The following is a 13468-nucleotide window of genomic DNA, read 5'->3' on the forward strand; positions in this document are numbered from 1 at the left end:
GTATGTGGTTTACTCGAATCAGTGTGAAATACCCCGTTTTTACTATTATGATGATGATCAGCTTAATGGTACTCGGGTTAGCTTCTTGGAAACGGATGACCGTTGAAGAGTTTCCAAATATAGATTTCCCATTCGTCGTAGTGACTACAGAATATGCGGGTGCTTCACCTGAAGCGGTCGAATCAGATATTACTAAAAAACTCGAAGATCAAATCAATACGATTTCAGGCATTAAGCAAATTACCTCACGTTCAAGTGAAGGTTTTTCAATGGTCGTTGCAGAGTTTAACCTTGATACATCTTCAGCCATTGCAGCACAAGATGTTCGAGACAAAATTGCTCCCGTCGCAGCACAGTTCCGTGATGAAATTGATACACCAATTGTACAGCGCTACGACCCTTCCTCTAGCCCAATTATGTCTGTTGTCTTTGAATCTACTAGCATGAATTTGGCTCAATTGAGTTCATATGTCGATAAACGGATTGTGCCTCAACTCAAAACCGTTTCAGGTGTTGGTAATGTGAATTTATTGGGGGATGCCAAACGACAAATACGAATAAAAATTCTTCCTGAACAATTGCAAAGTTACGGTATTGGCATCGATCAGGTCATTAATACGTTAAAAAATGAAAATATTGAAGTTCCGGCAGGAACCTTGCAACAAAAGAACTCTGAACTGGTTGTACAGATTCAATCCAAGGTTATTCACCCCCTTGCATTTGGCGATTTGGTGATTGCCAATAAAAATGGTTCACCGATTTTCTTAAAACAAGTCGCAACTGTTGAAGACACTCAAGCAGAACTACAATCAAGCGCTTTTTATAATGGTAAAACGGCTGTCTCTATTGATATTTTAAAAAGTTCCGATGCCAATGTAATTCAAGTCGTCGACAAAACTTATCAAACTTTAGAGAAGTTAAAAGCTCAGATGCCTGCGGGTTTAAATTATAAAGTCGTAGCTGATAGCTCTAAAGGCATTCGCGCTTCAATTAAAGATGTTGCCCGTACCATTATTGAAGGTGCCGCGTTAGCAGTTTTAATTGTTTTATTATTTTTAGGCTCTTTCCGCTCTACCGTCATCACAGGTTTAACCTTACCCATTACCCTTCTTGGAACCCTAACTTTTATCTGGGCTTTTGGGTTTAGCATTAACATGATGACGCTGTTAGCCCTATCACTCAGTATTGGTCTATTAATTGATGATGCGATTGTCGTTCGGGAAAATATTGTAAGACATACAGAACTTGGCAAAGATCATGTCACAGCTGCCCTTGAAGGGACAAAAGAAATTGGTTTGGCTGTACTCGCAACTACGCTGACTATTGTGGCCGTCTTTTTACCGGTTGCCTTTATGGGCGGATTGATTGGACGTTTCTTTTATCAGTTTGGTGTAACAGTGAGTACCGCTGTTCTAATTTCAATGTTTATTAGCTTTACGCTCGATCCAATGCTTTCTGCTCACTGGAAAGATCCGGTCAAGAAAAAAGATAATTGGCTACAACGGTTTTTTGACCATATTTCTAATTTGCTAGATCGGCTTAGTCATGTGTATGAAAAGCTATTAAAACTAGCTCTACGCTTCCGTTTCATTACGGTCATTATTGCAATCGCTTCATTATTTGCTGCATTAGGACTTTCTAAACTCATTGGAACTGAATTTGTGCCTACCCCAGATAAAGGTGAAATTCGGATTCAGTTCGAAACTCCTGTAGATGCTTCTTTGGAATATACCCAAGCAAAACTCCATCAGGTTGACCAAATTATCAGGCAATTTCCAGATGTCGTTTCAACTTATGGTGTTGTCAATAGTGGGGTTGATTCTGGTAAAAATCGCGCCGGTTTGGGGGTTACCTTAAAGCCGAAACAACAGCGGAACAAGGATCTTAATGCGCTCAATAATGAGTTCCGTGATCGATTGCAAACTGTAGCGGGCATTCGAGTTACGTCTGTTGCCGCAGCACAAGATTCTGTCTCGGGCGGGCAAAAGCCAATCATGATTTCTATTAAAGGGACAGACTTAAATGAACTACAAAAAATTTCAGATCGTTTTATCGCTGAAATGGAAAAAATTAAAGGTGTAGTTGATTTAGAAAGCTCTTTGAAAGAACCAAAACCAACTTTGGGTGTTCATATTAATCGTGTACTGGCAAGTGATTTAGGCCTATCTGTTTCACAAGTTGCCAATGCGATTCGTCCATTAATTGCTGGTGATAATGTGACAACATGGGAAGATCGGGATGGTGAAAACTATGACGTTAATGTCCGTTTAAACGAAAATAAACGTATGCTTCCGCAAGATGTACAGAACCTATATCTCAACTCAAATAAAACCAATGCCAATGGGCAAAACATTTTAGTTCCACTTAGCGCAGTTGCAACGACTGAAGAAAAACTTGGTGCTTCACAAATTAATCGACGTGATCTTGAGCGTGAAGTGCTCATTGAGGCAAATACATCTGGGCGTCCTAGTGGCGATATTGGCCAAGACATCGATAAAATGCAAAAGGCGTTTAAGCTACCTGCGGGCTATACATTTGACACTCAAGGTGCCAATGCCGATATGGCAGAATCTGCAGGATATGCATTAACAGCAATTACCCTATCGATTGTATTTATCTATATTGTTTTAGGTTCTCAATTTAATAGCTTTATTCATCCAGCTGCGATTATGGCCTCTTTACCATTATCACTCATTGGCGTATTCCTTGCCCTCTTCTTGCTCCAAAGCACACTGAACCTGTTTTCGATTATTGGCATTATCATGCTTATGGGGCTTGTCACTAAAAACGCTATTTTGCTTATCGATTTTATTAAGAAAGCGATGGATCAGGGTGTCAGCCGTTATGATGCTATTTTACAAGCTGGCAAAACCCGTTTACGCCCAATTTTAATGACCACAAGCGCCATGGTGATGGGGATGATTCCTTTAGCTTTAGGCCTTGGCGAAGGCGGTGAACAAAGCGCACCAATGGCTCACGCTGTGATTGGGGGAGTGATTACCTCTACCCTATTGACTCTTGTGGTTGTACCCGTCATTTTCACTTATCTAGATGACTTGAAAAACTTTATGCTGCGTCAAACTCGACGATTCATGTCATAATGCAGCGATTATCGTATAATCTGCGTTTTTATAACGCTTAACTTTTAGGACTTTTTCCATGCGCGCAAGCCGCTTTTTATTTGCAACGTTGAGAGAAACCCCAAATGATGCTGAAGTGATTTCACACCAGCTCATGTTACGTGCGGGGATGATTCGTAAATTGGCATCTGGTTTATATACATGGCTGCCGATGGGAACACGTGTGCTCAAAAAAGTAGATGCAATTGTTCGTGAAGAAATGAACCGTTCAGGTGCAATGGAAGTATTCATGCCCGTGACTCAACCCGCAAGTCTTTGGGAAGAATCAGGTCGCTACGAACAATACGGTCCTGAACTATTACGCTTTAAAGATCGCCATGCGAACCCATTTGTACTTGGACCAACGCATGAAGAAGTTATTACGGATATGGCGCGTAACGAACTCAAAAGTTATAAGCAGCTTCCTGTAAATTTCTATCAAATTCAAACCAAATTCCGTGATGAAATTCGTCCACGTTTTGGTGTAATGCGTTCACGTGAGTTCATCATGAAAGATGCTTATTCTTTCCATGCAACTCAAGAATCGTTACAAGAAACTTATGACGTGATGTACGACACATACAGCCGTATTTTCACTCGCTTAGGCTTAGACTTCCGCCCAGTACAAGCAGATACAGGTTCAATTGGTGGTTCAGCTTCACATGAGTTTCACGTTTTGGCTTCAAGTGGTGAAGATGACATCGCATTTTCAACTGAATCTGATTATGCAGCAAACGTTGAAATGGCTGAGGCTGTTTTAGTGGGTGAACGTGCAGCCTCTACTCAAGAACTAAAATTGGTTGAAACACCAGATCAGAAAACGATTGATGATGTATGTCAGTTCTTAAATGCTGATCCTAAGCAATCTGTTAAAGCATTATTGGTTCAAGGCGTTGCTGACGAAAAAGGTCAGGTTCCTGTCGTTGCTCTATTTGTACGTGGTGACCACGAACTTAATGAAATTAAAGCCGAGAAGCATCCTTTAGTGGCTGAGCCTCTTACTTTTGCAACTGAAGAACAACTTCAAGCATTTGGTTTAACTGCTGGCTTTACAGGTCCACAAGGTTTAGTCGAAAAAGGCTTAGCCGTGATTGTTGACCGCGCTGCATCTGTTCTTTCAGACTTCGTTGCTGGTGCAAATGAAGCTGACAAACATGCTGTAGGTGTAAACTGGGAACGTGATGCGCAAATTACCGAAGTTTTCGATTTGCGTAATGTAGTTGAAGGCGATCCATCTCCAGATGGTAAAGGCACACTACAAATTAAACGTGGTATTGAAGTAGGCCATATTTTCCAACTTGGTACTAAATACTCTGAAGCTTTAGGCTGTAAAGTTTTAGGTGAAGATGGCAAACCATTTACAGTAACCATGGGATGCTACGGTATTGGTGTAACACGTGTAGTTGCAGCTGCAATTGAACAAAATTACGATGACAAAGGCATTATCTGGCCACAAGCCATTGCACCTTTTGAAATTGCAATTGTTCCAATGAATGCGCACAAATCTCCACGTACTCTTGAAGCAGCAGAAGCTCTTTATGCAGAGCTTCAGGCACAAGGTTTTGATGTATTACTTGATGACCGTAACGAACGTCCGGGTGTTAAATTCTCTGACCTTGAATTGATGGGTATTCCACACCGTATTGTGATTGGTGAAAAAGGTCTTGATGCGGGTACTTTTGAATATAAAGGCCGCCGAGATGCTGAAGCGAGCAATTTAACCAAAGAAGAACTTTTAGCTAAGTTAGCGCGTTAATAAATACATAAATAAAAAAGCAGCTTTTAGAAGCTGCTTTTTTTTAAATTAATTTTTATGCCTGAACTGTTAAGTCCTTGATGGTCGTTGATGAACCATTGGTTTTAACAGACTCAATTCCTTTATCTCGTGAGGCTTCACTCGCATAGAACTGACTTGTTCCAATAATCTGATGATTTGCAGCTTTTAAATTGAAATAAGGCTTTCCATTTTTTGCAGTTAAACGCTCATATCGCGCGTCATCACCACTGTTTTTTTGAATTGATTCAATACCATTTACAGCAGAGGCTTTTGCCTTATATAGCTCACTATTTAAAATAGGTTCACCATTTCCTGCCTTTAAGATAAAGCGATATTGACCATCACTCGCTTGTGAAATTTCGTACCATCCTGCCATAAAAACCTCATTTTTTTGTTGGTGTGGGTATGACTTTCGTTATTATTCTGGACGAAAGTTATTTGTTATTTATGACAATATAAATGGGCAATCATTCTTTGAACAGCCCATTTTTTATACTTTTTCGTAATAAAATTATAATGATGTTAGGAATTTAAAAAGCAGAGATATAGACATATATCTCTGCTGAAATGTAATAATAATTAACAGTTTAAGCTTTTTTTACAAATTCAGATTTTAATTTCATCTGACCAATACCATCAATTTTACAATCGATATTGTGACCGTCACTTGCATCTGGAACTAAGCGAATCGTTTTTACTTTCGTGCCTACTTTTACCACTGAAGATGAGCCTTTAATTTTTAAGTCTTTAACTACAGTCACACTGTCGCCATCGGCTAAAATATTTCCATTAGCATCTTTAATAATTTCTTGTTCTTCAGTTGCTAAAGCATCTCCTTCTTTCCACTCATTTGAGCATTCAGGACAAATCAATAAGTCGCCATCTTGGTAAGTATATTCTGATTGGCATTTTGGGCAATTTGGCAAAGACATGAAAAAAATCTCAAAAAGTATATTATGCGAGATATGACTCATTTTTTAAAGTTTTAAATAAAACACTTTTACCAAAAAAAAATTTATATATTCATTTTGAGTTTTTGCTTAATAAATATTCCTTCAAAATAATTGCATGGTTATTTTCAACATCTTTTGCTGAATATAAGAGCGTGACTTTATGCTTCGATGCGATCTCTTGTAGCTCTTTCACTGCTGGGTTGGTTTCAAGCTCCTCCAGATAACGCTTCTTAAACTCTTTCCAATGATCTGGCGTTGCTGCATGGAACCATTTTCGAAGTTCAGTTGAAGGAGCCACTTCTTTTAGCCATAAATCTAAATGAGCATTTTCTTTGCTAATTCCCCTACTCCACAGACGGTCAACTAAAATACGCTTTCCATCACTCGGGTCAGCATTTTCATAAATTCTTTTAATGTGTATATCCATTTCTGACACCTACTCAGCTTAATCTAAATAGTATTGGCTTAATCATCACATTGATTTGCCTGCTTCTACAATCTAAATTTTTTGCACAAAATATTGTCTCAATTTGCCATTTTTGATTAATTCAGGCATATAAATTGCTTTTGAATTTTTTATTATTTTATCAAATGGTAAAAAATGAAATATTATATTTATCCATGTTCATCTCAAAAAGACGCCCCTTATTTGATTTTGTCATCTGGGTTAGGTGGTCATGCTAGTTTTTGGAGTCCACAGCTTGAATCGTTGAGTACGCATTTCAACGTCGTAACTTATGACCAAGAAGGCTGTCACCAAGACAGTGCTTTATTATCTGCACACTACCATATGTGTGACATGGCAAATCAAGTACTACACTTATTAGAACATCTTCAAATTCATGAGTTCCATATGATCGGGCATGCTTTGGGTGGCATCATCGGAATGGAACTCGCAAAGCAACTACAATCCAGCTCAATTACCATGCTCAGCCTGACACTGATTAATGCATGGGATGAGCTAGATGCCCATACGCAAAAATGTTTTGATGCCCGTATCGCATTGTTAGCATCAGCAGGCACTGAAGCCTATGTGCGTGCACAGGCATTGTTTTTGTATCCTCCAGCATGGATTTCTCAGAATCATAGTCACATTAAAAATACCGAAGATATTCAACTCCAAAACTTTCCACCTAAGACAAATGTATTTGCCCGACTCAAAGCGTTGATGGATTTCCAATTACAAGCAGAGCACGTACAGGCATTGCAAGACACCGCTATTCATATCGTTGCTAATCAAGATGATTTTTTAGTTCCTGTACATAAATCACACGATCTGTTTACTCAACTTGATCATGCTCAAATCAATATTTTGCCTTCTGGTGCACATGCTTCCACAGTGACCGAATCTCAACGACTAAATCAAACGTTCATCCAATTTTTCCATAGCATTAAGGTTTTATCATGAATGCAAAAACATTAAATATTTTAGATCAACTCTTTTTAGAAGCAAGAACCCACAGCAACTGGTTAGACAAAGCCGTCAGCCCTGAGCAAATTCAACAAATTTATGATCTGGTCAAAATGGCACCGACTTCTGCCAATTGTAGTCCTGCTCGTTTTGTATTTTTAACCACACCGAAAGCTAAACAAAAACTCAAGCCAGCATTGTCATCTGGCAATGTAGAAAAGACGATGACAGCTCCCGTCACTGTTTTGGTTGCAACCGATGCAAAATTTTATGACAAACTTCCAGAACTATTCCCATATGCCGATGCAAAATCATGGTTTACATCAAGTGAAGCCGTAGCACATGAAACTGCCTTTCGTAATAGTTCATTGCAAGCTGCATATTTAATTATGGCATGTCGTAGTTTAGGTTTAGATACTGGGCCAATGTCTGGTTTTGATGCGAAACAAGTTAATGAACTATTTTTCACAGGGACAAATCATCATATTAATCTCATCATTAACATTGGCTATGGCGACCCTCAAAAAGTTTATACTCGTCTCCCCCGTTTAAATTTTGAAGAGGCTTGTCGGGTGGAATGAATAAAGTCCACAACACCATCTTCAACCTCAAAAGAGAAATACCTTAGTTCTACACGGCGACTTCAATGTCGCCTTTTTTATTCTGCTGCTTTATACCCCTTAGCTGCTTTATAACCCTTAAATGTATTAAATACTCCAAAAGTAAAATCGATCAAATGATACACAATGAAGCAAGTTAGTTTCTCCTTGGTGCATGATCGCATTATTTTTTATCATTTGATAAAAATTATACCAAACAATAAATATAAAATACTGATAAATATCAAAATATAAAAGTTGGCACGCAGTATGCATTATTAAAAACACATATTAATTCTGAAAATTATATCTTTTATAGCTTTCAGTTCGACTTCCTAAACTCACGATGGGGAATCAAGATGAAGATCGGCATTTTTTGTCCAATTGGAAATAATGGCTGGCTGCTTTCAGAAAATGCACCGCAATATAAACCTACCTTTGAATTAAACAAACAAATTGTACAGCGTGCTGAACACTACGGTTTTGACTTTGCCCTTTCCATGATTAAGTTGCGTGGTTTTGGCGGAAAAACTGAGTTTTGGGACTATAACCTTGAAACATTTACCCTCATGGCAGGTCTCGCTGCTGTCACCAGTAAAATCCAAATTTATGCAACCGCTGCAACATTAGTCATGCCTCCTGCAATTGTGGCACGTATGGCATCGACCATAGATTCGATTTCTAACGGTCGGTTTGGACTAAACGTCGTGACTGGATGGCAAATGCCTGAATATTCCCAAATGGGTATGTGGCCTGGCGATGAATATTTTGCTAAGCGCTATGACTACTTATCTGAATATGTCGAAGTTTTACGTGAACTTTGGGCAACTGGAAAGTCGAACCTAAAAGGTGAGTTCTTCCAGATGAATGATTGTCAGGTCAAACCACAGCCTCAAGCTGATATGAAAATTATCTGTGCAGGACAGTCTGATGCAGGTTTAGCTTTTTCCGCAAAATATGCCGATTACAACTTTGTTTTCGGAAAAGGTTTAAACACACCGACAGCCTATGCCGAAATTAATGATCGCTTAAAAGTTCAAACCGACAAAACTGGACGCAATGTACAGACCTATGTGTTGTTTATGGTAATTGCTGCCGAAACAGATGAAGCTGCAATGCAGAAGTGGCAACACTATAACGATGGTGCAGACATGGAAGCTATTCGTTGGCTACAAGACCAAGGTGCAAAAGATAAAGTGTCTGGCACTGACACCAATATTCGCCACATGGCCTCTAGCGTTTCTCCCGTCAATATCAATATGGGCACCATTGTTGGCTCTTTTAAAAATGTCGCAAAAATGCTCGATGAAATTTCCGATATTGAAGGGACAGAGGGAATTTTGTTGACCTTTGATGACTTTGTACAAGGCGTAGAAGATTTTGGTCAACGCATTCAACCGCTCATGAAATGTCGTGAAAGCATCGTTACCGAACTGACAGAGCAAGCCGAACCAACTGTTTTGGAGAAAAGCGCATGAATGAAATGTCTAATATTGTATGTGCAGAATTCACGGCACAGATTGGTACAGGCAAAGTATTAAAATCCGAACCTGAACATATTCAACTAGCAGCAGAACAAACTGCGCTTGTTGTCATTGATATGCAAAATGCCTACACCTCTTTAGGTGGGTATTTAGATTTAGCAGGTTTTGATGTCTCAAAGACTAAACCTGTAGTCGAAAATATTAAAAAGGCGATCGATGCTGCACATAGTGCAGGGATTCAAGTCATCTATTTTCAAAATGGTTGGGATAAAAACTATGTCGAGGCTGGTGGTTTAGGTTCACCAAATTTTCATAAATCTAATGCCTTAAAAACCATGCGTAAACGGCCCGAGTTACAAGGTCAACTTTTATCTAAAGGCAGTTGGGACTTTGCTTTAATTGATGAGTTACAACCTCTTCCACAAGACATCATTATTGAAAAGCCACGCTACAGCGGTTTCTTTAACACTGCACTCGACAGCATTTTACGTGCTCGAGGTATTCGTAATTTAGTCTTCGTTGGCATTGCAACTAATGTCTGCGTTGAATCCACCTTACGTGATGGTTTCTTTTTGGAATATTTCGGTGTTGCACTTAAAGATGCTTGCTATCAAGCCGGACCTCAAGAGGCTCACGACGCGGCCCTATATAACATTAAAACTTTTTTTGGCTGGGTATCTGACACCAATAGTTTTATTGAAACCTTTAGTTCGGCATCAGCATTGCTACAGCAATCTGCCTAATTCATACATTTAATTTTATCTAATTTCTTTGATTTGGAGCGTCTTATGTCTAAACAAGTTGTTATCCCAGAAGGAACATCGGCACCACTTGCACCCTATGTTCCTGCAACCAAAGCGGACAATATTGTGTATGTCTCAGGCACATTGGCTTTTGATGAAAATAATAATGTGGTCTGTATTGGTGATGCTGCTGGACAAACTCGCCATATTTTAGAAACGATCAAAAAAGTGATTGAAACTGCGGGTGGCATCATGGATGACGTAACTTTCAATTCCATTTTCATTAAAGATTGGGCGGACTATACCGCAGTGAATACGGTATATGCCGAATACTTTCCGGGTGACAAACCTGCTCGCTTTTGTATCCAGTGCGGCTTGGTGAAACCCGATGCTTTAATTGAGATTGCATCGATTGCCCATGTGGGATAAGCGATGTCACAGATAAAAACCCTCAGCATCATAACTGATGTGATGTTTTAGCCTCAATTCATTGTGATGATCATGCATTGAGGTTGGAGAGCAATCATGCAAAAAAGAGAAGAGAAACGGGTTTTAACTCCATCTGTTGTTCAACAGACTCATCCATGTTCCACACACCTAGAAGTAGATCAGCACACTTTTAGACAAGGCATGGCAAATCTTGGAGCAGCAGTGAATGTCATCACGACGGATGGGCCTGCGGGACAAGCAGGTTTCACAGCATCCGCTGTATGCAGCGTAACCGATACACCACCGACACTATTGGTTTGTCTCAACCGCTCAGCATCAGTTTTTAATACTTTTAAACAGAATGAGGTACTTTGCGTCAATACTTTAGCTGCCCATCAAAGTACGCTATCTACAATATTTGGCGGGAAAACGCCAATGCCAGAACGCTTTGCTCAGGGGGAATGGAGCAAGCTAATCACTGGTTCTCCGATTTTGAATGAGGCATTGGTGTCATTTGATTGTGAAATTGTACAAAGCATGAGTATCGGTAGTCATGATGTCTTGTTTTGTGCAGTCAAAGCAATGAAACACCAAAGTGGACTTAATGCACTTATGTACTTCAACCGCAGTTATTGCGAATTACAAACAGCATGCTAATGCAGATAAAAATGAAAAAGAGGATCTGTTATGCGAACAAAAGAATCTTGGTTTCCTAAATTTAAACCGCACGCAGGTAATTTAGAAACTCCCGTACAAATTGATGAATATCTCCCTCCCGGTAAAAGTATTGTTTTGGGGTTACAACATGCTTTTGCTATGTTCGGAGCAACTGTTTTAGCTCCGTTACTCATGGGCTTTGATCCAAACCTCACCATTTTTATTACTGGTATCGGCACCATCTTGTTCTTTTTAATTACAGGTGGGCGTATGCCGAGCTATCTTGGATCAAGCTTCGCTTTTATTGGCGCAGTTGCTGCAGCCACAGGCTATGCAGGCGTTGGATTAAATCCAAATTTAGCTGTGGCCCTTGGTGGCACAATCATTTGTGGTTTGATTTATGCATGCATCGGTTTAATTGTCATGAAAACTGGAACCGCATGGATTGAAAAACTCATGCCACCCGTGGTCACTGGTGCAATTGTCATGATTATTGGTTTAAACCTTGCACCTGTAACAATTAAAAGCGTTTCGACAAATAGCTTTGATACGTGGATGGCTGTAATTACCATTTTATGCATTAGTGCTGTTGCCGTTTTTACAAGAGGTATGATTCGCCGCCTTCTATTACTCATCGGGCTCATCAGTGCTTATTTTATTTATTTTCTACTCACCAATATCTTAGGGTTAGGCAAACCCATCGATTTTAATGCGATCAGTCAAGCTGCATGGTTTGGCCTACCAACTTTTCACTCACCTGTTTTTAATGCCAAAGCTATTTTATTGATTGCACCTGTTGCGCTTATTTTAGTCGCTGAAAACTTAGGACATTTTAAAGCAGTTTCTGCCATGACAGAACGTAATTTATCGCCATATATGGGTCGTGCTTTTTTTGCAGATGGTATCTGTACAAGTTTATCAGCTTCTGTTGGGGGTACAGGTATGACGACTTATGCTGAAAATATTGGAGTAATGGCTGTAACTAAAGTCTATTCAACGACTATTTTTGTGGTTGCGGGACTATTTGCAATTCTACTCGGTCTATCCCCTAAATTTGGAGCAATTATTAGCACCATCCCTGTTGCTTTATTAGGCGGTGCGTCCATTGTTGTCTTTGGCTTAATTACTGTGGCTGGAGCAAAAATTTGGATCGATAACAAAGTTGATTTCACCAAAAATAGTACTTTAATTATTGCAGCAGTCAGTCTCATTATGGGTGCTGGCAATTTAAGTCTACATATTGGGCCATTTGACTTAGGAGGTATTGGAACTGCGACACTTGCAGCAATTGTTCTTAACCTATTACTCAACAGAACAGAAAAATCCCAAAGTCAATCTATTGAAAAATCAGTAGAACCGCTTAATTCTGTCCCACATCTCTAATTCTGGAGAAACTCCTTGATTCAAAGTGTTTCATTTATCGGTTTAGGTGCAATGGGATGGCACATGGCTTCCCATTTAACCCAAGTATGTAGCCAAGTCTATGTTTGGAATCGTACTTTTGCTAAAGCAAAGCAACATGAACAAACCTTTGGTACGCAGGCTGTAGATCTGACACAAGCTCTACAAGCAGATATTATCTTTTCATGCCTACCTACTAGCCAAGATGTAGAAAATTTAATTGCGGATTCTCAACTAAAACAAGGCTGTATTTGGGTAGACTGCACTAGCGGTGTGCCAGAGACTGCAAGGAAACTCAGCCAACAGCTCAAATTAAATAAAGTTGATTATTTAGATGCACCAGTTTCAGGTCAAACGATTGGAGCTGAACGAGGAACATTTACGGTAATGGTTGGAGGCGATGAGTCTGCTTTTAAAAGAGCAAAACCCATCATTCAAGCATTTGCTAATTTAGTTGAATATGTCGGCGGAAGTGGTGCTGCCTTTGCAGTAAAAGCCATCAATAACACATTAATGGCAACACATCTTTGGGCGTTGGCAGAGGGATTAAGTATCCTTAAATCTCAAGGCGTAAATTTACATTCCGCAATGAACTGTATTAACCACTCTAGTGGCAAAAGTAATGTTTCAGAACACATCATGATGCAACGTGTTTTAAATCGCAAATTTGAAAAAACTTTTGCATTAGATTTATTACAAAAGGATATTGGAATTGCACTAAATCTCGTTACTCAAAATAATTTGGAACTTCCATCTTTTAGTCTTATTCAGCAACAGTTTAATCAGATTTCCAAACCAGATGCACAGCAAGTCGATTTTTCAGCCATAGTTAAAATATTGGAACAAAAAAACCAACTAGAGCTATGTTAAGAGTAGGTCGCGTGACCTACTCTTT

At 39.4% G+C, this 13468-nt stretch carries 13 protein-coding genes; 10 read left to right on the forward strand and 3 right to left on the reverse strand.

Going from position 1 to position 13468, the window contains the following annotated elements; all coding sequences use genetic code 11:
• Positions 1-2 precede the first annotated feature (2 nt).
• Positions 3-3101, forward strand: coding sequence for an efflux RND transporter permease subunit (locus ACPF64_RS00810; RefSeq protein WP_426455192.1), 3099 nt, complete (start codon positions 3-5; stop codon positions 3099-3101).
• A 58-nt stretch (positions 3102-3159) separates the two neighbouring features.
• Positions 3160-4875, forward strand: coding sequence for a proline--tRNA ligase (locus ACPF64_RS00815; RefSeq protein ID WP_426455194.1), 1716 nt, complete (start codon positions 3160-3162; stop codon positions 4873-4875).
• 55 nt (positions 4876-4930) lie between these two features.
• Here ACPF64_RS00815 and ACPF64_RS00820 read toward each other — a convergent pair whose 3' ends face one another.
• The 3 genes from ACPF64_RS00820 to ACPF64_RS00830 all read right to left on the reverse strand — a co-directional run bounded on the left by ACPF64_RS00820 (position 4931) and on the right by ACPF64_RS00830 (position 6276).
• Positions 4931-5272, reverse strand: a complete 342-nt coding sequence (locus tag ACPF64_RS00820) for a YegP family protein (protein WP_004638995.1) — start codon at positions 5270-5272, stop codon at positions 4931-4933.
• 211 nt (positions 5273-5483) lie between these two features.
• Complete coding sequence (locus tag ACPF64_RS00825) at positions 5484-5828, reverse strand: zinc ribbon domain-containing protein YjdM (RefSeq protein ID WP_005036305.1); 345 nt, start codon at positions 5826-5828, stop codon at positions 5484-5486.
• A gap of 91 nt (positions 5829-5919) precedes the next feature.
• Entirely contained in the window at positions 5920-6276 is a 357-nt protein-coding gene (locus ACPF64_RS00830) for a DUF488 domain-containing protein (RefSeq protein WP_080027724.1), read from the reverse strand.
• A 174-nt stretch (positions 6277-6450) separates the two neighbouring features.
• Here ACPF64_RS00830 and rutD point away from each other — a divergent pair, with 174 nt between their 5' ends.
• From rutD to ACPF64_RS00870, 8 genes are all read left to right on the forward strand, one after another.
• Positions 6451-7257 carry a pyrimidine utilization protein D gene (gene rutD, locus ACPF64_RS00835; RefSeq protein ID WP_426455197.1) on the forward strand — a complete coding sequence of 269 codons (807 nt, stop codon included), beginning with the start codon at positions 6451-6453 and terminating at the stop codon, positions 7255-7257.
• Positions 7254-7841 (forward strand): malonic semialdehyde reductase, encoded by a 588-nt coding sequence (locus ACPF64_RS00840; RefSeq protein ID WP_426455199.1) that lies wholly within the window; start codon positions 7254-7256, stop codon positions 7839-7841. Before rutD ends, ACPF64_RS00840 begins: the two co-directional genes overlap by 4 nt.
• Positions 7842-8218: 377 nt before the next feature.
• A complete protein-coding gene (gene rutA, locus ACPF64_RS00845) occupies positions 8219-9337 on the forward strand; it encodes a pyrimidine utilization protein A (RefSeq protein ID WP_426455201.1) in 1119 nt (372 codons plus the stop codon).
• Positions 9334-10086, forward strand: a complete 753-nt coding sequence (rutB, locus tag ACPF64_RS00850; protein ID WP_426455203.1) for a pyrimidine utilization protein B — start codon at positions 9334-9336, stop codon at positions 10084-10086. Before rutA ends, rutB begins: the two co-directional genes overlap by 4 nt.
• A 45-nt stretch (positions 10087-10131) precedes the next feature.
• Positions 10132-10515 (forward strand): pyrimidine utilization protein C, encoded by a 384-nt coding sequence (gene rutC / locus ACPF64_RS00855; RefSeq protein WP_419297750.1) that lies wholly within the window; start codon positions 10132-10134, stop codon positions 10513-10515.
• 96 nt (positions 10516-10611) lie between these two features.
• Positions 10612-11172 (forward strand): NADH-dependent FMN reductase RutF, encoded by a 561-nt coding sequence (gene rutF, locus ACPF64_RS00860; RefSeq protein WP_426455206.1) that lies wholly within the window; start codon positions 10612-10614, stop codon positions 11170-11172.
• A 30-nt stretch (positions 11173-11202) separates the two neighbouring features.
• Positions 11203-12555 carry a pyrimidine utilization transport protein G gene (rutG, locus tag ACPF64_RS00865; RefSeq protein WP_426455208.1) on the forward strand — a complete coding sequence of 451 codons (1353 nt, stop codon included), beginning with the start codon at positions 11203-11205 and terminating at the stop codon, positions 12553-12555.
• Positions 12556-12570: 15 nt separating this feature from the next.
• On the forward strand, positions 12571-13443 hold the full coding sequence (locus tag ACPF64_RS00870; protein WP_426455210.1) for an NAD(P)-dependent oxidoreductase: 873 nt from the start codon (positions 12571-12573) through the stop codon (positions 13441-13443).
• Positions 13444-13468: the final 25 nt, after the last annotated feature.

The organism is Acinetobacter sp. KB005, from assembly GCF_049949095.1.
Classification (GTDB): Bacteria; Pseudomonadota; Gammaproteobacteria; order Pseudomonadales; family Moraxellaceae; genus Acinetobacter; species Acinetobacter calcoaceticus.

What these genes read in the sequence shown, in the direction of transcription:
- ACPF64_RS00810 (WP_426455192.1), top strand. Translation starts at nt 3, where the DNA reads ATGTGGTTTACTCGAATCAGTGTGAAATACCCCGTTTTTACTATTATG.
- ACPF64_RS00815 (WP_426455194.1), top strand. Translation starts at nt 3,160, where the DNA reads ATGCGCGCAAGCCGCTTTTTATTTGCAACGTTGAGAGAAACCCCAAAT.
- ACPF64_RS00820 (WP_004638995.1), bottom strand. Translation starts at nt 5,272, where the DNA reads ATGGCAGGATGGTACGAAATTTCACAAGCGAGTGATGGTCAATATCGC.
- ACPF64_RS00825 (WP_005036305.1), bottom strand. Translation starts at nt 5,828, where the DNA reads ATGTCTTTGCCAAATTGCCCAAAATGCCAATCAGAATATACTTACCAA.
- ACPF64_RS00830 (WP_080027724.1), bottom strand. Translation starts at nt 6,276, where the DNA reads ATGGATATACACATTAAAAGAATTTATGAAAATGCTGACCCGAGTGAT.
- rutD (WP_426455197.1), top strand. Translation starts at nt 6,451, where the DNA reads ATGAAATATTATATTTATCCATGTTCATCTCAAAAAGACGCCCCTTAT.
- ACPF64_RS00840 (WP_426455199.1), top strand. Translation starts at nt 7,254, where the DNA reads ATGAATGCAAAAACATTAAATATTTTAGATCAACTCTTTTTAGAAGCA.
- rutA (WP_426455201.1), top strand. Translation starts at nt 8,219, where the DNA reads ATGAAGATCGGCATTTTTTGTCCAATTGGAAATAATGGCTGGCTGCTT.
- rutB (WP_426455203.1), top strand. Translation starts at nt 9,334, where the DNA reads ATGAATGAAATGTCTAATATTGTATGTGCAGAATTCACGGCACAGATT.
- rutC (WP_419297750.1), top strand. Translation starts at nt 10,132, where the DNA reads ATGTCTAAACAAGTTGTTATCCCAGAAGGAACATCGGCACCACTTGCA.
- rutF (WP_426455206.1), top strand. Translation starts at nt 10,612, where the DNA reads ATGCAAAAAAGAGAAGAGAAACGGGTTTTAACTCCATCTGTTGTTCAA.
- rutG (WP_426455208.1), top strand. Translation starts at nt 11,203, where the DNA reads ATGCGAACAAAAGAATCTTGGTTTCCTAAATTTAAACCGCACGCAGGT.